Below are 17,175 nucleotides of genomic sequence, written 5' to 3'. Positions count from 1 at the left end.
GTTGCAAAGTCATAGCCTTGGATCGACCCGGAAAAATTAAACCGGACAGCAGTGGGACAAGCCGGGCCATGACGGAGAAGAGGGTGGAAGAGAAACCATCTCAAGGCGCCGGATTGGGCTGCGAAAGATGCACCGCCTCGATGTCCTTCTCCAGCTCCTCGCTCCACTTCACGTCCACGCTCGTCACCGCGAGCTTCAATTGCGCCATCGTCGTCGCGCCGATGATGTTCGATGTCACGAAAGGCCGTGTCGTCACGAACTGGTTCGCCATTTGCGAGGGATCGAGCCCGTGCTTCCTGGCAATCGCGAGATAGCTCTCGATGGCGCGGTCGGTCTGCGGGCTTTCGTAGCGCTGCAGCCGGTTGAAGAGCGCCTTGCGCGATCCTTCGGGCAGCGCGCCGTTCTGGTATTTGCCGGTCAGATAGCCCTGCGCCAGCGGCGAATAGGCGAGCAGCCCCACCTGGTCGCGATGGGCGATCTCGGAACCGCCAAGCTCGAAGGTGCGGTTGATGAGATTGTAGGCATTCTGGATCGACTGCACGCGCGGCAGGTCCTTCATCTGCGCGTGATGGAGGAAACTCATCGTCCCCCAGGGCGTTTCGTTCGAAAGGCCGATATGGCGCACCTTGCCCGACTTGACGATACCCTCGAGCGCTTCGAGGATTTTCTCGATCGGATGGCTCTCGCCCTCGATATGCCTGTAGCCGAGGCCGCCGAAGAGATTGATCGGCCGGTCGGGCCAGTGAAGCTGGTAGAGGTCGATATAATCCGTCTCAAGACGTTTGAGGCTCTTGTCGACCGCCTCCTCGAGCTGGGCGCGGCTCTGCTCGGTGCCTTTTCCGCCGTCGCGCAGCCAGGTCATCGGGCTGCGGCCGGCGGCCTTGGTGGCGAGGATCACCTTGTCGCGGTTGCCGCGCGCCTTGAACCACGAACCGATGATCCGTTCGGTCGAGCCCTGCGTTTCCGGTTTCGGCGGCACGGCATACATTTCGGACGTATCGAAAAAATTGATGCCTTCGGCGAGCGCATAATCCATCTGCGCGTGGCCTTCACTTTCCGTGTTCTGCTGGCCCCATGTCATGGTGCCGAGACAGATCGCGCTCACCTTGATGTCGGTGCGCCCGAGCGTGCGATAGTCCATGCCGTCCCCCGTCGATTTTGTGCTGGTGATTTATACAGGCGCGGCCCGGCATGAGTCACGCTTGCGTTTGTTTCGTGCTCCACCCCGTATTCGTCATTGCGAGGAGCGCAGCGACGAAGCAACCCAGAAGCGGCAGGCGCTGTGCTTGCGGCTTCTGGGTTGCTTCGCGGAGCCTGTCCTCGGGATCGCCAAAGGCGATACCCGTGGGCTCGCAATGACGATGCAGAGAGAGCCGCAGCCACTCCCCTTCAATTGACGGCGTCCCCGTTCTTCACCGCCGCGATCAGCTCTTCCACCTTCGGCAAAATCCGTCCGACGATGATCCCGATACCTTCCGCCGTCGGATGAATGCCGTCGCCGAGATTGAGGGCGCGCTCGCCCGCGACGCCGTCGAGAAAGAAGGGATAGAGAATCAGGCCATGCGTTTCGGCCAGTTCCGGATAGATCGGATTGAAGGCCCCGCCATATTCGGCGCCGAGATTGGGCGGGGCATACATGCCCGCCAGCAGAACGGGAAGGCCGCGCGCCTTCAGCCGCGTCGCGATTTCATCGAGGTTCCGGCGCGTGATGGCCGGATTGAGGGCGCGCAGCGCGTCATTGGCGCCGAGCCCGAGGATCACCGCATCGGCATCCGGCCCGACCGCCCAGTCGAGGCGCGCAAGGCCGCCCGAACTCGTGTCGCCCGAAACGCCGGCATTGGCGATCTTCACATTGTCGTGACCGGCTTCCTTGAGCGCGGCCTCGAGCTGGCTCGCGAAATCCTCGTCCGGCCCCAGCAGATAGCCCGCCATCAGGCTGTCTCCCAGCGCCACAATGGTTATAAGGGAGGTGCCGACGCTGACGGGGGCGGCCGGGTCGCGGTCGGCGGCCCTGGCCGTCACGGGTGCGGCGGCAAGCGCCGCGATCAGCAGAAGCGCCGGCAGGAACTTGCAATAACGTATCGAAAAGCCATATCGCCCATATCGCATCGTCGCGTGTCTTTCTTTCCCGTCGCCGTTCCGGCCTGCGCTTGGCCGTTCGCTGTCCCCCGCCTCACCATATAGAGAGCCAGGCCCCCTTGCCCAACAGCAACATCATCGAACTCGACGCCGTCACGCTGACCCTGCCCAGTGCCGCCGGTCCGGTCAATATCCTGCGCGGCATCGATCTCGCGATCGCGCGCGGCGAGGCGGCGGGTCTCGTCGGCCCCTCCGGTTCCGGCAAGTCGACGTTGCTGATGGTGCTGGCGGGTCTCGAGCGGCCGAGCTCGGGCCGCATCGTCGCGGCGGGCGAGAACCTCACCGCGCTCGGCGAGGATGCGCTGGCGCGCTTCCGCCGCGACCGCGTCGGCATCGTCTTCCAGTCCTTCCACCTGATCCCCACCATGACGGCGCTCGAGAATGTCGCGATCCCGCTCGAATTCGCCGGCCGGGCCGATGCCTTCGCGCGCGCCGAGGAAGAGCTTCGCCTTGTCGGCCTCGGCCACCGCCTGACGCATTATCCGGGCCAGCTTTCGGGTGGCGAGCAGCAGCGCGTGGCGCTTGCCCGCGCGGTCGCGGGCGATCCCGAAATCCTGCTCGCCGACGAGCCGACCGGCAATCTCGATCAGGCGACCGGCGCCGAGATCATTTCGCTGATGTTCGATCTTCATACGCGCAAGGGTACGACGCTGATCCTGATCACCCATGACGAAGCGCTGGCCGCGCGCTGCGACCGCGTCATCCGCCTGCGCGACGGTCTCGTCGAAAGCGTCGAGGCGGGAGTGGCCGCATGAGGGTCGATGGTTTGTGTGCGGATGGAAATGCAACTTCCACCCTCCCCCTGTGGGAGGGTCAAACGGCTGAAAGCCGTTTGGGGAGGGGGACTCCGCTTCCGGCAATGAACGGGATATCGATTATGCGCCGAAATCCCTCGCTTACCCCTCCCCGAAATTTCTCTCGCGATGCTCGAAAAATTTCGACCCTCCCACAGGGGGAGGGTGGGGCGACATGGAAAGCGCACGCATGAACAACGCCGCCTCCTTCCTCCTTGCCGCCCGCCTGGCGCGGCGCGAGTTGCGCGGCGGCCTCAAGGGGTTCCGCGTTTTCATCGCCTGTCTCGCGCTCGGCGTCGCGGCCATTGCCGGCGTCGGTTCGGTCTCGGCGGCGCTGACGCGGGGGCTTGCCGAAGGCGGCCAGGAAATTCTCGGCGGCGATGTCGCCATTCGCCTGATCCACCGGGCAACGACGGCGGCGGAGCTTTCCTTCATATCCGACGGCAATGCGGTTTCGGTCGCCGCCGAAATGCGGGCGATGGCGCGCAGTGTTGGCAACAATAATGGCGACGCGCGCGGGCAAACGCTGGTCGAGCTGAAAGCGGTCGACAATGTCTATCCGCTTTATGGCGCAATGGAACTCGCCCCCGATCTGGACCTGGCCGCGGCGCTTGCCTTTCGCGACGGCCGCTGGGGCCTTGTCGTCGAACCCAATCTCCTGACGCGTCTCGGCATTGCGGTCGGCGACATTGTGCGTATCGGCGAGGCCGAGCTTCAGTTGCGTGCGGCGATCGCGCGCGAGCCCGACCGCGTCTCCGACGGTTTCGCGCTCGGGCCCCGCGCGATGATCGCGATGGGAGCGCTTGAGACGACGGCGCTGGTGCAGCCGGGCAGCCTCGTCAATTTCCACTACCGGGTGCGGTTGCCGGAGGCGCAGCGCTCGGGAACCGGCATTGCCGCCTGGGTCGCCGACCTCAACGAACGTTTCCCCGATGCCGGCTGGCGCGTGCAGGATCGCGGCGACAGCGCGCCGGGCGTCAGGCGCTTCGTCGAGCGCGTGGCGCTCTTTCTGTCGCTGGTCGGCCTCACAGCGCTCGTCGTCGGCGGCGTCGGCGTTGCCAATGCGGTCAAATCCTATCTCGACGGCAAGCGCACGGTCATCGCCACCTTCAAATGTCTCGGCGCGCCGGGCGCGCTGATCTTCCGGCTCTATCTGATGCAGGTGATGGCGCTCGCCGCCATCGGCATCGCGCTCGGTCTCGTCATCGGCGGCGCGGCGCCCTTCATCGTCGAAATCGTCGCCGGGGCCGCGATCCCCATTCCGGCCGATCTCGGCCTTTACGGGGGGCCGCTCGCGCTGGCCGCCGCCTATGGCGTGCTGACGGCGCTTGCCTTCGCGATCTGGCCGCTGGCGCGCGCCCGCGAGATACCGGCAACGAGCCTTTTCCGCGATCTCGTCGCGCCGGTGCGGCGCTTCCCGCGCGCGCCTTATGTCGCGGCAACGGCGGCGGCGCTTCTTGCGCTGACCGGCATGGCGGTCGCGCTGGCCGAGGAACCGCTCTTCGCGCTTTATTTCGTCGGCGGTGCCGCCGGCGTCTTCATGGTTCTCTTTGGCGCGGCGCGCGGCATCATGGCGCTGGCGGCGCGCGCGCCCCGCGTCCGTTCGCCGGGCCTGCGTCTGGCGCTTGCCAATATCCACCGGCCCGGCGCGCCGACGCCGGCCATCGTGCTCTCGCTCGGCCTCGGGCTCACGCTTCTCGTCACCGTGTCGCTGATCAACGGCAATCTCACCGGCGAGATCATGGGCGAGATGCCGGATCGCGCGCCCGCCTTCTTTTTCGTCGATGTGCAGCCCGACCAGATCGACGGGCTGGAGGAAATCGTCACCGCCAGTCCCGGCGTCACCTCCTTCAACCGCGTGCCGATGCTCCGGGGGCGGATCGCCTCGGTCAACGGCGTGCCGTCGGACCAGTTGACGGTTGCCTCCGATGTGCAATGGGCGCTCCAGGGCGATCGCGGCATCACCTATTCGGCGGCGATGCCGGCGGGTTCGACGCTCGTCCGGGGGACATGGTGGCCGGAGGATTATTCGGGGCCGCCGCTCGTTTCCTTCGGCGAGGATCTCGCCGTCGGCTTCGGCGTCGATATCGGCGACACCATCACCGTCAATGTGCTCGGTCGCGAAATGGAAGCGACGATCGCCAATACGCGCGCCATCGACTGGTCCTCGCTCGGCATCAATTTCGTGCTGGTCTTTTCGCCGGGGGCCTTGTCGGCCGCGCCGCACACGGTGCTGGCGACCGTCACCATGGAGGGCGGCAACGCGGCCGAGGAGGCGCTCGAGCGCGAGGTCACGGCGCGCTTCCCCAACATTACCTCCGTTCGCGTCAAGGAAGCGCTGCAGGCGGTCAACAAGCTGCTTGAGGATTTCGCGATGGCGGTGCGTGCCACCGGGGCGGTCACGCTGGCGGCCGGCGTCCTCGTGCTGGCGGGCGCGATGGCGGCCGGCTTTTCGGCCCGCGTCCGCGACGCCGTCGTCCTCAAGGTGCTGGGCGCGACGACGGCGCGCATTCTCGGCATCTATGTGCGCGAATATGCGCTGCTCGGTCTGGCGACCGCGCTCGTCGCGGCGCTGGCGGGATCGCTCGCGGCCTTTGCCGTCATCACCCTCGTCATGGAGATGCCCTGGCGCTTCCTGCCCGGCACGCTCGCCGTCACCGTCATCGCCGCCGCGGCGCTCACCGTCGCGCTCGGTCTCCTCGGTACCTGGCGCGCGCTCGCCGCTCCCGCAGCCCCGGTGCTCCGGGCCGATTGAGGAGCGATTCGCGTGGCGGTCCGACAAGCGGGGATAAGTTTTTTTCGCCGCGCGCTCCGCGCAGCGTTGCGCTCCCCCGGCGACAAGTCATGGACAAATCGGGGATAAGCCCCGGGGAGAAGTCATGCCGCCGGCGGAGATAAAGTGGCGCCCGGACCTTTTGTGACAGTTTTTTGACAGTTTCGTGACAGAGGGGGGGTCCGCTGCCGGCGGCGCTGTCTGTCGATTTCCGGCTAAGCCTTGGAAAGCGTTGCGCAATCTTCACGATAAGCCCCCGGTTTCGCTTGAATTCCCGCAAGGGCCAGCCGATATTGAGAACAAGCACACTCAGGAGGGTGCAGATACATGGCGAATTACGATCAGGAACGGCTCCATCAGGTTGAGCTCGGTCGGCGCGGCGATATGGCGGTCGACCAGGGCCTTCGGAGCTATATGCTCAGTGTTTACAACTACATGGCGGGCGCGCTGGCCCTCACCGGCCTTGTCGCAATGCTCGCCTATAACGCCGCCGTCGTCGAAACGCCGGCGGGTCTGGCCTTCAGCGCCTTCGGTCAGGCGATCTATGCGAGCCCGCTCAAATGGGTCGTCATGCTGGCGCCGCTCGGTTTCATCCTTGTACTGAGTTTCGGTATCCAGAAACTCAGCCTTTCGGCCACGCAGCTCCTTTTCTGGGCCTTTGCGGGCGTGATGGGCCTGTCGCTGTCGTCGATCTTCCTCATCTACACAGGCGAGAGCATCACCACGACCTTCTTCGTGACGGCGGCCGCCTTCGGCTCGCTAAGCCTTTACGGCTACACGACAAAACGCGATCTGACCGGCATGGGCTCGTTCCTTTTCATGGGTCTCATCGGCGTCATCATCGCGATGGTCGTCAACCTCTTCCTGCAAAGTTCGGCGCTGCAGTTCGCGATCTCGGTGATCGGCGTTCTGGTCTTCGCGGGCCTCACCGCCTACGACACCCAGCGCATCAAGGGCATGTATTACGAAGGCGACAGCGTCGCTGCCGCCGGCAAGAAGGCCGTGATGGGTGCGCTTTCGCTCTATCTCGACTTCATCAACATGTTCATGTTCCTGCTGCAATTCCTCGGCAGCCAGCGCAGCTAAAGCGCTGAAACAGCAGCAAAAAACAAAGCCCCGGCAGCGATGCCGGGGCTTTTCGTCTGGGCCTTCGGGGCGTCAGGCGTCGACCAGCCTCAAGGCGCGCCTGTCGAAAACCTTCAGCACCTGTTTCAGGTCGTGGCCGCGTTTCAGGATCAAGCCGGTCGCCGCCACTACCGCATAGGCGCCCTGTTTTCTGGCCAGCTTCGGCCGTTTTTCGATGCGGTAGAGCGGCATTTCGCTGGCCCTGCGGAAGACCGAGAAGATCGCGACCTCGCGGAAACCGCCCATCGCGTAGTCGCGCCACTCGCCTTCGGCCACTTTCCGTCCATAGACGGAGAGGATCGCATCGAGTTCGATCCGGGTGAAAAAGACTTCAGCCTCGCGCAACCGCCTCTGTATTGCGGCGGCATCCGGCCTCACCAGCGTCAGCCCGCTTTCCGTCTCGCCCCTCCGGGGCTCGTAATCGACGCTGTCGGTCATGCGGGCGGCCGATCCTCCAGTGAGCGGGCCTTTGCGAACTTCAGCATGGCACAGGCCGGGCGGCAGCGTCATCCGATTGTTGTGTTTCCGGCTGTCCGCCTCGGTTTTTGCGGCCCCGAAGAAATATTCTGAAACCACAATATTGCCTTTTTTCAGCCCTTGCGGCGACACACTGCCCCGTCAGATTAGCACCGTTGCCTCATTGACCCGGTTCCTTGCGACGTTCCGGTTTCATCAGCCCCCCAGCCCCACCGGGATAGATTGGGGGAACCGGGTCATCCCTTCCCCCGCCCCCCGGGGGGACTTGAGCGCAACGAAACGTCCCAAGAGCGAAAGCTCCAGCCGCCCGGGTCCCCTCCCGGGCGGCAAGCTTTTGTCGGGGTGCTGCCCGGCCCTGAAAATGAAACATCTTTCACTTGAAGGGGTTGGCGGCCTGTCCTACACAGACTGCCTGCGAGGGAGGCAGGCTGCCCCTTTGGGGAGAGGCGCCGCACAAGCAAGGCTTTCGGGGAGAGGCGTCATCGTCCGGTCGAATATGGAAACGGCTCCAACAGGTGCTTCCGCCGGCGGTGAGGCGATGATCGTCATTGACGGTCTGACCAAGCATTTCGGGCCGTTCACGGCGGTCGACGGCATCGGTTTTTCGGTCGCGCGCGGCGAAGTTCTGGGCTTTCTCGGGCCCAACGGCGCCGGCAAATCCACCACCATGAAAATGATCACGGGCTTTCTCGCGCCGAGCGCCGGCAGCGCGCGCATCTGTGGCCACGACATCGTGACGGACACGCTGGCCGCGCAGCGCACCATCGGCTATCTGCCGGAAGGCGCGCCGGCCTATGGCGACATGACGCCCCGCGGATTCCTGCGTTTTATCGCGCGTGTGCGCCGCCTTTCGGGCGCGGAAGCCTTGCGCGCCATCGACCGCGCGGTCGAGGCGACCGAGCTTGGCGCGGTGCTCGACCAGCCGATCGACACGCTGTCGAAAGGGTTTCGCCGCCGTGTCGGTCTCGCGCAGTCGATCCTGCACGATCCGCCCGTTCTCATCATGGACGAACCGACCGATGGTCTTGATCCCAATCAGAAATTCGAAGTGCGCAAGCTGATCGGCCGGATGTCGGCGGAGAAGGCGATCGTCATTTCGACGCATATTCTCGAAGAGGTCGATGCGATCTGCACCCGCGCCTTGATCATCGATCGCGGCCAGGTCGTTGCCGACGGCACGCCGGCGGCGCTGATGGCGCGTTCGCGCTATCACAATGCCGTTTCGCTGACGCTTGGCGGGCAGACGACGGTGCAGATGGCCGAGAAACTCAAGGCGCTGCCCGGCATCGGCAGCATCGAAATCGCGCCGCGCGGCGCCGAGACGACCTTCACGCTCTTTCCGGCGGCCGCGCGCGAAAACGATACGCTGCTGGTCGATGCGGTGGCGCGGCTCGCACGCGAGGAAAACTGGCCGGTGCGAGCGCTCTATGGCGAACCGGGCCGTCTCGACGAGGTCTTCCGCAGTCTGACGCGTTCCGACACATCGGCCTCCGTCGACGAGAGGGACGCGGCATGAACGAGCTTCTTGCCGTATTCCGCCGCGAACTCGGCGGCTATTTCGCGACGCCGCTCGCTTTCATTTTCATCGTGATCTTCCTCTTCACGATGGGCGCCTTCACTTTCTATCTCGGCGGCTATTACGAAAGCGGACAGGCCGATCTCACGATCTTTTTCAACTTTCATCCCTGGCTCTATCTGTTCCTGATCCCGGCGATATCGATGCGTCTATGGGCGGAGGAACGCCGCACGGGTTCGATCGAGCTTCTGTTGTCGCTGCCGGTGCCGCTCTGGGCGGCGGTGCTCGGCAAGTTTCTTGCCGCCTGGGCTTTTGCGGGCCTCGCGCTGGCGCTGACCTTTCCGATGTGGCTGACCGTCAATTATTTGGGCGATCCCGACAATGGTGTGATCCTGGCCGGCTATCTCGGCAGCTTCTTCATGGCCGGCGGCTATCTTGCCATCGGCTCCTGTCTCTCGGCCGTGACGCGCAATCAGGTGATCGCCTTTGTCGTCTCGGTTGCAGTCTGTTTTCTTTTCACCGTTTCAGGTCTTCCGATCGTCATCGACTTCTTCTCCGGCTGGGCGCCGCAACAGGTTCTCAACACGATCGCCTCCTTTTCCTTTCTGACGCATTTCAACGCCATCACGCGTGGCGTCATCGATCTGCGCGACATTGTCTATTTTGTGACGCTGATCGGCGCCTGGCTGATCGCTTGCGGCATCGTCGTCGATATGAAGAAGGCGGGCTGAGGCGGTGACGGGCATGTTCAATCAGCAGATCAGCCGTTCGGCCTACCGCATCGTCATGCTGGTGCTGCTCGCGGTGCTGTTCCTTGCCGTCAATCTGTTCTCGAATATCGTCTTTCGCTCGGCGCGGATCGATCTCACCGAGAACAGTCTCTACACGTTGTCTGAAGGGACGGCCGAAGTCGTCGCGCAGATCGAGGAACCGATCACGTTGCGCTTTTTCTATTCGGAGCGGCTTGCGAACGACTACCCGCGCATTCGCACCTATGCCAGCCATGTGCGCGATCTCCTGGAAGAGGTTCGCGACCGGTCCGACGGCCGCTTGATTCTCGAAGTGATCGAACCCGAGCCTTTTTCCGAACAGGAAGATCTCGCCATGTCGCTCGGCCTCAAGGGCGCGCCGACGGCGCAAGGCGATATCATCTATTTCGGCCTTGTAGGAACCAATTCGGTCGACGGGCTCGAAGCCATCCCCTTCTTTACCGACGAGCGCGAGCAGTATCTCGAATACGATATTGCGCGCATGATCCAGAATCTGAGCCGTCCCGAGCGTCCCGTACTCGGTATCGTCACTAATCTGCCGCTCGACACGGGTGCCGGCGGCTTGATGTCGGCGATGCGCGGCGAATCGCTGCCTTTCATGATCTATGAAGAGCTTCGCAACCGCTTCGAGCTCGAATATCTGGAGCAGCAGTTCGAGGTCGTGCCGAGCAAGGTCGATGTCCTGATGATTGCGCATCCACGCGAACTCGATGCGGCTACGCTCTACGCGGTCGATCAATTCGTCATGCGCGGCGGCCGCGTGCTGGCCTTCATCGACCCGCATTCGGAGGTGAGCCTCACCGCCGGCCCCGACGGCCAGCCGGTGCGCGGCTATACCGAGGCCTCCAATCTCGAACCGCTGTTGAAAAGCTGGGGCGTTGCCTACGATCCGACCAGGATCGTCGGCGACCGCAGCCTCGCGCAGCGGGTGCAGACAGGTCTCGATGCACGCCGGCAGGAGAGCGACTATGTCATCTGGCTTGCCGTTCCGCGCGAGAATGTCGATGCAGAGGACATTGTCACTGCCGACGTAATGCGCCTCAATCTCGGCACGGTCGGCGCGCTGGCGCCGGCGGAAGGTGCGACGACGCGCTTTACGCCGCTGGTGCGCTCCTCCAAGGATGCGAAACTCTACGATCTCGACTATGTGAAATCGGGGCCCCGGCCCGACGATCTGTTGCGCCGCTTCGAGGCTTCGGGCGAGAGCTATGTCATCGCCGCGCGGCTGTCGGGCCCGGTTACCAGCGCTTTCGACGGCCCGCCGGAGGCTGAATCTCAAGCGCAGGAAGACGGGGCGGCTCCGCGTCGGTCGTTGACGGCGCCCGGCGCCCATCTGGCGCAGTCGGAAGGCGAGGCGAACATCATCCTTTTCGCCGACAGCGACATTTTCGATGATCGTTTCTGGGTCCAGACGCAATCCTATCTCGGCGAGCGCGTGGCGCAGCCGATTGCCGACAATGCGAGCTTCATCGTTTCGGCCATCGACAATCTGATGGGATCGAACGAATTGATCTCGTTGCGCGCGCGGGCCCGGATCGACCGGCCTTTCACGGTGGTCGACGATTTGCGGCGTGCGGCCGAGCGGCGTTTCCTTGCCGAACAGGAAACGCTTGAGCAGCGCATTGACGACACCGAGAAACGGCTGACCCAGCTGCAGACGCAGGGAGCACCGGATATGCCGGAAGGTGCCGCCGCCGAGGCGCATGTCGAGAGCGAAATTCAGACTTTCCGCGCCGAGCTTCTCGACAGCCGCAAGAAGCTGCGCGACGTACAGCGTAATCTGCGCCGCGAGATCGACGGGTTGGGTGCGCAGCTTCGCTTCGTCAATGTGGGGCTCATCCCTCTTTTGATCGCGGTGGTGGCGCTTGGCGCCGCGATCCTGCGTTATCGCCGCCGCAAGGCGCGCGCGGAAAGGGGAGCCTGATCCCATGCCCGCTTCGTTTCAATCGCTTTGGGAAAACCGTCCGCTGCGCAACCTTGCGGTGCTGGCGCTCGCAACCGTTATTGCCGTCATTGCGGCGGCTATTGCGGTCGTCACCGATCGCAGCAGCGTCGAAGCACGTTTCGCGCCGCACCCGCTCTTTGCCGGGCTCGACACGCAACTCGATCAGGTGGACCGCATCGTCTATACGTCGAGCAAGGGCATGGGGGGCGTGAGCCGCGTCGTTATGCTGCGCAACCCGGATGGCGTCTGGGGTGCGGAAGAGCGTGGCGGCTATCCGGTCGATCCCGACCTCGTCAAAAAGGCGTTGCTCGGACTGGGCGACATGGAAGCCTACGAGCCGCGCACCGCAAATCCAGACTGGCATCGCAATCTCGGTTTGCTGCCGCCGGAAGACATCGGATCGGCGGTCAGGGTCGAATTCTTTCGCGGCGACGAGCGGATGGCCGGCCTGCTTGTCGGCAAGGTTCCCGAGCGCGCCGTCGATGTGCAGGGCGAAGGTCTCATCTATGTGCGGCGCGACGGCGAGGATCAGTCCTGGCTGGCGCGCGGACGGCTGCCGCTTCTCAAGACCGTGGCCGAGTGGCTCGATCCCGCCTTTGTCGACATTCCGCGCGAGGATCTCGCGCGCGTAACGCTTTGGGGCGGCACCGACAATCCGGTCGTCATTGAGCGCGCCTCGAAGGATGAGAGCGATTTTTCCATCGTCAACATTCCGGCGGGACGGGTGACACGCGGCGCGCCGGTCGTTAACGGCGTTGCAACAGCGTTCATCGGCAAGAGCTTCGACGATGTTGCCCCCGCCGATACGCTCGACCTGCCTGAAAACGCGCCGACGGTCTTTTTCGATACGTTCGACGGCATGCGCCTGACCATGAGCATGGGCGGGCAGGGCGGCGCGCTATGGGCGAAATTTGTGGCGCAAGTCGATCCCGAGCTTGCGGCCGAGGGGGCCGATGCCGATGCCGCGGCGGCGCGGGCGGCCAGGCTCAACGCGCGGCTTGGCGCCTGGGTCTACAAGCTGCCGCAGGATATTGGCGGCCAGTTCACGCAAACGATGGATCTGTTGACGCGGGAAGCCGGGCCGGCCGATCTCTAGCGCGCTGTCGTATCAGCCGCGGCGACAAGGTCGATGCGCGCCGCGCCGAGAATGGGTCCGCCGTCGCGCATCTGCAAAAGCGCTACGCAGCCCTCATGGCCTTGCACCAGCAGCTCGGTCTTTGGCAACGTGACCGTCGTCGCGTCTCCCTTCCACATGCCGATCGGCATCAGTCCGCGCACCGCATGGGTGTAGGTCATGGTCTTGCCGCGATTTTCGCCGCGCCGGATTTCGACCGTTTCTTCCTTTGCATAGCGCACGAGCCACAGCGTTGCCGCACGGTCGGGCGCTGCTCCCGCGCCGACATGAAGCGTCAACGCCGCGCCGTCATCGGAGAAGCGCAAGGCGACCGGAAGTTCTTTGCTGCGCTGACGGGCGATCTGCTCTTCGACCGTTTCGCGGCGGCTGCCGACGCCCTCGGCAACACCGTCGACCACGATCTGCGGCGTGTAGACGCCGGAAAGTCCGAGTGCTCTCGCATAGGCGCGCTGCCGCTTCGTGAAAGCGGGGCTTGCCAGCGTGTCCTTCCAGCCGAGAAAATCCCAGTAGTCGATCGCGAATGAAAGGGCGATCACGTCGTCGCGCGTGGCCAGCTCGCGCAGATAGGCGTCGGCCTTGGGGCAGGAGGAGCAGCCCTGGCTTGTAAAAAGTTCGACGACGACCGGCCGCGGTTCCGCGTGGGCGGGAAGGGCGAGCGAGAAGCAAAGGGCGACGGCCATGAAAAGACGCAACAGCATGGGGCTTAATCTCCTTCGATCCCGAAGATAGGTTGGGCTCCCATACACAGGCGAGTCACGATGCGGTGAACGAAAAAAGGGCGCTCCGGAGAGCGCCCCTTTCGCTACGCATTCCGCTGCTCAGGCGGCGAGATTCCGCAATACGTAAGGCAGGATACCGCCGTTCTCGTAGTACTCGACTTCGTCCTGCGTATCGATGCGGCAGAGAAGTTCGATTTCCTGCTTTGCACCGTCCTTGAACGCGATGACCGCCTTCACCTTGGTGCGTGGCTTGATATGCGCGAGGCCCTCGATCGACACGGTTTCCGAGCCGTCGAGGCCGAGCGACTGCCAGCTCATGTCGCCGAGGAACTGCAGCGGCGCGACGCCCATGCCAACCAGGTTCGAGCGGTGGATGCGCTCGAAGCTCTGGGCGATCACGGCCTTGACGCCGAGAAGCATCGTGCCTTTCGCTGCCCAGTCGCGGCTCGAGCCTGTGCCGTATTCCTTGCCGGCGAAGATGACGAGCGGCACGCCGCGGCGCTTGTATTCCATTGCCGCATCATAGATCGGCATTTCGACGCCTTCGGGCTGGAGCTTGGTCAGCCCGCCTTCGATGCCTTTCAGCATCTGGTTCTTGATGCGGATATTGGCGAAGGTGCCGCGCATCATCACTTCGTGATTGCCGCGCCGCGCACCGTAGGAGTTGAAGTCCTGCGCGCCGACCTGCTTGGAATTGAGGTAGGCGCCGGCCGGGCTCTTCGCCTTGATGTTGCCGGCGGGCGAGATGTGGTCGGTCGTAATCGAGTCGGCGAAGAGGCCGAGAATACGGGCATCCGCCACATCGGAAAGGGCCGACGGCTTTGGCTGCAGACCGACGAAGTAGGGCGGGTTCTGCACATAGGTCGAGTTGCCGTCCCAGTCATAGGTCAGGCCGCCCGTCACCTTGATGCTTTGCCAGTTGGCGTCGCCGTCGAAGACATTGGCGTAGCGCTTGCGGAACATCGCGCGGGTTACGCAGGTGCGCACCGTTTCGGCGACATCCTTGGCGGAAGGCCAGATGTCTTTCAGATAGACCGGCCGTCCGTCCGAGCCGATGCCCAGCGGCTCGGTCGTCAGGTCGATTTGCGTCGAGCCGGCCAGCGCATAGGCGACGACCAGCGGCGGCGAAGCGAGATAGTTCGCCTTCACATCCGGTGAGACGCGGCCCTCGAAATTGCGATTGCCGGAGAGCACGGATGCCGCCACCAGATCATGCGTGGCGATCGCCTGGCTGATCTCGAGGGGCAGCGGCCCGGAATTGCCGATGCAGGTGGTGCAGCCATAGCCGACGAGGTTGAAGCCCATGGCGTTAAGGTCTTCCTGCAGGCCGGACTTGGTGAGGTAGTCGGTGACGACCTGCGAGCCGGGCGCCAATGAGGTCTTCACCCACGGCTTTACCTTGAGGCCCTTCTTGCGCGCATTGCGGGCGACGAGGCCGGCCGCGACCAGCACGCTCGGATTGGAGGTGTTGGTGCAGGAGGTGATGGCGGCGATCACGACGTCGCCATGGCCGATGTCGAAATCCCGGCCTTCGACGGGCACACGCGCCTTCGACTGGCCGGGCTTGCCGAACTCGCCGCCAAGCGCGCCGAGGAAGTTCGCCTTGACATCGGTCAGCGAGACGCGGTCCTGCGGCCGTTTCGGGCCGGCAAGGCTCGGCACGACGGTCGAAAGGTCGAGCGCCAGCGTGTCGGTGAAGATGGGTTCGGGCATGCCCTTTTCGCGGAACATGCCTTGCGCCTTCGCGTAGGCCTCGACCAGCGCGACGCGTTCCTCGGGGCGTCCCGTGGCGCGGAGATATTTCAGCGTTTCAATGTCGACCGGGAAGAAGCCGCAGGTGGCGCCGTATTCGGGCGCCATGTTGGCGATGGTGGCGCGGTCCTCGAGCGCGAGATGGTCGAGGCCGGGTCCGTAATATTCGACGAACTTGCCGACGACGCCCTTCTTGCGCAGCATTTCGGTGACCGTCAGCACCATGTCGGTGGCGGTGACGCCGTCATTGAGCTTGCCGGTCAGACGGAAGCCGATGACTTCGGGAATGAGCATCGAGACCGGCTGGCCGAGCATCGCGGCTTCCGCCTCGATGCCGCCAACGCCCCAGCCGAGAACGGCGAGGCCGTTGACCATCGTCGTGTGGCTGTCGGTGCCGACACAGGTGTCGGGATAGGCGATCTCTTCCTTGCCGTCTTTCTTCGTCCAGACGGTCTGCGCCAGATATTCGAGATTGACCTGGTGGCAGATTCCGGTTCCCGGCGGCACGACGCGGAAATTGTCGAAGGCCTTGGAGCCCCAGCGCAGGAACTCATAGCGTTCGCGGTTGCGCGTGTATTCGATGTCGGTGTTTTCCTTGAAGGCGGTCTGTGTGCCAAATTTGTCGACCATCACCGAATGGTCGATCACGAGATCGACCGGCACCAACGGATTGATCTTCTTCGGGTCGCCGCCGAGGCTCTTCACCGCATCGCGCATCGCCGCGAGATCGACCACCGCCGGCACGCCGGTGAAATCCTGCATCAGCACGCGGGCCGGGCGATAGGCGATTTCGCGATCGGAGGTGCGGGTCTTGAGCCAGGTCTTGACCGCCGTGATGTCGTCGGCCGTCACGGTGCGGCCGTCCTCGAAGCGCAGCAGGTTTTCAAGCAGCACTTTCATCGAGAAAGGCAGGCGCGTAATGCCGTCGAGGCCGTTCTTCTCGGCGTGCGGCAGGCTGAAATAAGTGTAGCTGCGCTTGCCGACCTTCAGCGTCCGGCGGGCGCCGAAGCTGTTGCCGGGCGCCTTCGCTGCCGTCTTTTTCGGCGTCGCTTTCTTTGCCGGCTTCGCCTTGGCGGCGACCTTCTTTTTCGGCGCAGCTTTCTTCGGCGCGGGCTTCCTCGCCGGCGCGGCTTTTGCCGCCGCTTTCTTCTTCGGCGCTGCCTTCTTTTTCGGCGTCACCTTCTTCACGGTCTTCTTGGTCGCGCGCTTTGCCTTCTGCGCCAGCTTCCGTGCGGCGGGCGCGGCTTTCTTCACTGCCTTGCGCGCGGTCTTGACGGCTTTTTTCGCGGTCTTTTTCGGCGCGGCTTTTTTGGGGGCCGATTTTTTCTTCGGCGCGGCTTTGGCTTTCTTTGGGGCGGTCTTTTTTGCTGCTGCCTTTTTCGGCGCGGCCTTTTTCGGTGCTGCTTTCTTCGTGGCTGCCTTTTTGGCGGCCGTCTTCTTCACAGGCTTCTTCGCCGGCGCTTTCTTCTTCGCCTTTGCTTTCGCCTTGGGGGATTTGCCGGATTTCGCGGGGGCCTTCTTCGTCGCCATCTCTATTGGTCCTCGATGCTGCGCGGCTCCAGTGGGAAAAGGGGAGGGGGCGATGGCGCTGCCCGCGCGAGAAAACCGCGCGCGCGTCAAAACCCGATTTCGCCGCCGCTTTTGTGTCTGGAACCTATATGCTTGTCGCGGCGGACTATAATGGCTTTCGCGCGGATTGACCATGCTCGGCCCTGCGCTTAAGCCTTGATAATCGGCATTGCACCAGAGCAGCGGGAGGAAGTGCGTGGCAGAGGTTCTCGTCGAAAAAAACGGTCCCGTCACGACCGTGATCCTCAACCGTCCGCAAGCGAAGAATGCGGTCGATCGCGCGGCGGCCAATGCGCTCGCCGCCGCCTTTCTCGATTTCGAGCAGGACGAGGCGGCGCTTGCCGCCGTGTTCTGCGGCGCGGAGGAAACCTTCTGCGCCGGCGCCGACCTCAAGGCGGTCGGGGCGGGCGGTGGCAATCGTATCGTGCCGCCGGCGACGGGCGCCGATTTCGACCGGCTTG

Annotated in this window: 14 protein-coding genes; 9 read left to right on the top strand and 5 right to left on the bottom strand. The window is 64.0% G+C overall.

The annotated features are described in order from the left end of the window. Window positions 1-100: 100 nt before the first annotated feature. Both WEB61_RS11260 and WEB61_RS11255 read right to left on the bottom strand, forming a co-directional pair. A complete protein-coding gene (locus tag WEB61_RS11260; RefSeq protein ID WP_368064432.1) occupies window positions 101-1,141 on the bottom strand; it encodes an aldo/keto reductase in 1,041 nt (346 codons plus the stop codon). Window positions 1,142-1,389: 248 nt separating this feature from the next. Beyond that, window positions 1,390-2,109 (bottom strand): arylesterase, encoded by a 720-nt coding sequence (locus tag WEB61_RS11255; protein WP_368064431.1) that lies wholly within the window; start codon window positions 2,107-2,109, stop codon window positions 1,390-1,392. An 89-nt stretch (window positions 2,110-2,198) separates the two neighbouring features. Here WEB61_RS11255 and WEB61_RS11250 point away from each other — a divergent pair, with 89 nt between their 5' ends. From WEB61_RS11250 to WEB61_RS11240, 3 genes are all read left to right on the top strand, one after another. Beyond that, complete coding sequence (locus WEB61_RS11250; protein ID WP_368064430.1) at window positions 2,199-2,894, top strand: ABC transporter ATP-binding protein; 696 nt, start codon at window positions 2,199-2,201, stop codon at window positions 2,892-2,894. A gap of 229 nt (window positions 2,895-3,123) precedes the next feature. Beyond that, complete coding sequence (locus WEB61_RS11245) at window positions 3,124-5,688, top strand: ABC transporter permease (RefSeq protein WP_368064429.1); 2,565 nt, start codon at window positions 3,124-3,126, stop codon at window positions 5,686-5,688. Between the two features lie 345 nt (window positions 5,689-6,033). Beyond that, window positions 6,034-6,792, top strand: coding sequence for a Bax inhibitor-1/YccA family protein (locus WEB61_RS11240; protein WP_368064428.1), 759 nt, complete (start codon window positions 6,034-6,036; stop codon window positions 6,790-6,792). 72 nt (window positions 6,793-6,864) lie between these two features. Here the strand turns inward: WEB61_RS11240 and WEB61_RS11235 are convergent, their stop codons facing one another. Beyond that, window positions 6,865-7,269, bottom strand: a complete 405-nt coding sequence (locus WEB61_RS11235; RefSeq protein WP_368064427.1) for a DUF2794 domain-containing protein — start codon at window positions 7,267-7,269, stop codon at window positions 6,865-6,867. A gap of 577 nt (window positions 7,270-7,846) precedes the next feature. On the opposite strand from WEB61_RS11235, the gene WEB61_RS11230 reads away from it, so the two are divergent. Genes WEB61_RS11230 through WEB61_RS11215 form a run of 4 tightly spaced genes read left to right on the top strand, consistent with a single transcriptional unit; the run spans window position 7,847 to window position 12,635 of the window. Continuing rightward, window positions 7,847-8,824 (top strand): ATP-binding cassette domain-containing protein, encoded by a 978-nt coding sequence (locus WEB61_RS11230; protein ID WP_368064426.1) that lies wholly within the window; start codon window positions 7,847-7,849, stop codon window positions 8,822-8,824. After that, a complete protein-coding gene (locus WEB61_RS11225) occupies window positions 8,821-9,555 on the top strand; it encodes an ABC transporter permease subunit (protein ID WP_368064425.1) in 735 nt (244 codons plus the stop codon). Before WEB61_RS11230 ends, WEB61_RS11225 begins: the two co-directional genes overlap by 4 nt. Window positions 9,556-9,568: 13 nt before the next feature. Further along, the gene (locus WEB61_RS11220; RefSeq protein ID WP_368064424.1) at window positions 9,569-11,518 is read left to right on the top strand and encodes a GldG family protein; all 1,950 of its coding nucleotides are present in this window, start codon (window positions 9,569-9,571) and stop codon (window positions 11,516-11,518) included. Window positions 11,519-11,522: 4 nt separating this feature from the next. Further along, a complete protein-coding gene (locus tag WEB61_RS11215; protein WP_368064423.1) occupies window positions 11,523-12,635 on the top strand; it encodes a DUF4340 domain-containing protein in 1,113 nt (370 codons plus the stop codon). Here the strand turns inward: WEB61_RS11215 and WEB61_RS11210 are convergent. Together WEB61_RS11210 and acnA are read right to left on the bottom strand one after the other, a co-directional pair. Next, window positions 12,632-13,372 (bottom strand): DUF1223 domain-containing protein, encoded by a 741-nt coding sequence (locus WEB61_RS11210; protein WP_368064422.1) that lies wholly within the window; start codon window positions 13,370-13,372, stop codon window positions 12,632-12,634. The two genes, WEB61_RS11215 and WEB61_RS11210, sit on opposite strands and share 4 nt — an antisense overlap. A 120-nt stretch (window positions 13,373-13,492) precedes the next feature. Further along, entirely contained in the window at window positions 13,493-16,324 is a 2,832-nt protein-coding gene (gene acnA / locus WEB61_RS11205; protein WP_368064421.1) for an aconitate hydratase AcnA, read from the bottom strand. On the opposite strand from acnA, the gene WEB61_RS11200 reads away from it, so the two are divergent. Both WEB61_RS11200 and WEB61_RS11195 read left to right on the top strand, forming a co-directional pair. After that, window positions 16,215-16,826 carry a hypothetical protein gene (locus tag WEB61_RS11200; protein ID WP_368064420.1) on the top strand — a complete coding sequence of 204 codons (612 nt, stop codon included), beginning with the start codon at window positions 16,215-16,217 and terminating at the stop codon, window positions 16,824-16,826. The genes acnA and WEB61_RS11200 overlap by 110 nt on opposite strands. Before the next feature lie 84 nt (window positions 16,827-16,910). After that, a partial coding sequence (locus WEB61_RS11195) for an enoyl-CoA hydratase-related protein (protein WP_368064419.1) occupies window positions 16,911-17,175 on the top strand: 265 nt, incomplete at its 3' end.

Source organism: Parvibaculum sp. (assembly GCF_040882025.1).
In the GTDB taxonomy this organism is placed as follows: domain Bacteria; phylum Pseudomonadota; class Alphaproteobacteria; order Parvibaculales; family Parvibaculaceae; genus Parvibaculum.
Note: the sequence above shows the minus strand (reverse complement) of the source record. Positions and strands in the feature narration are given on the sequence as shown.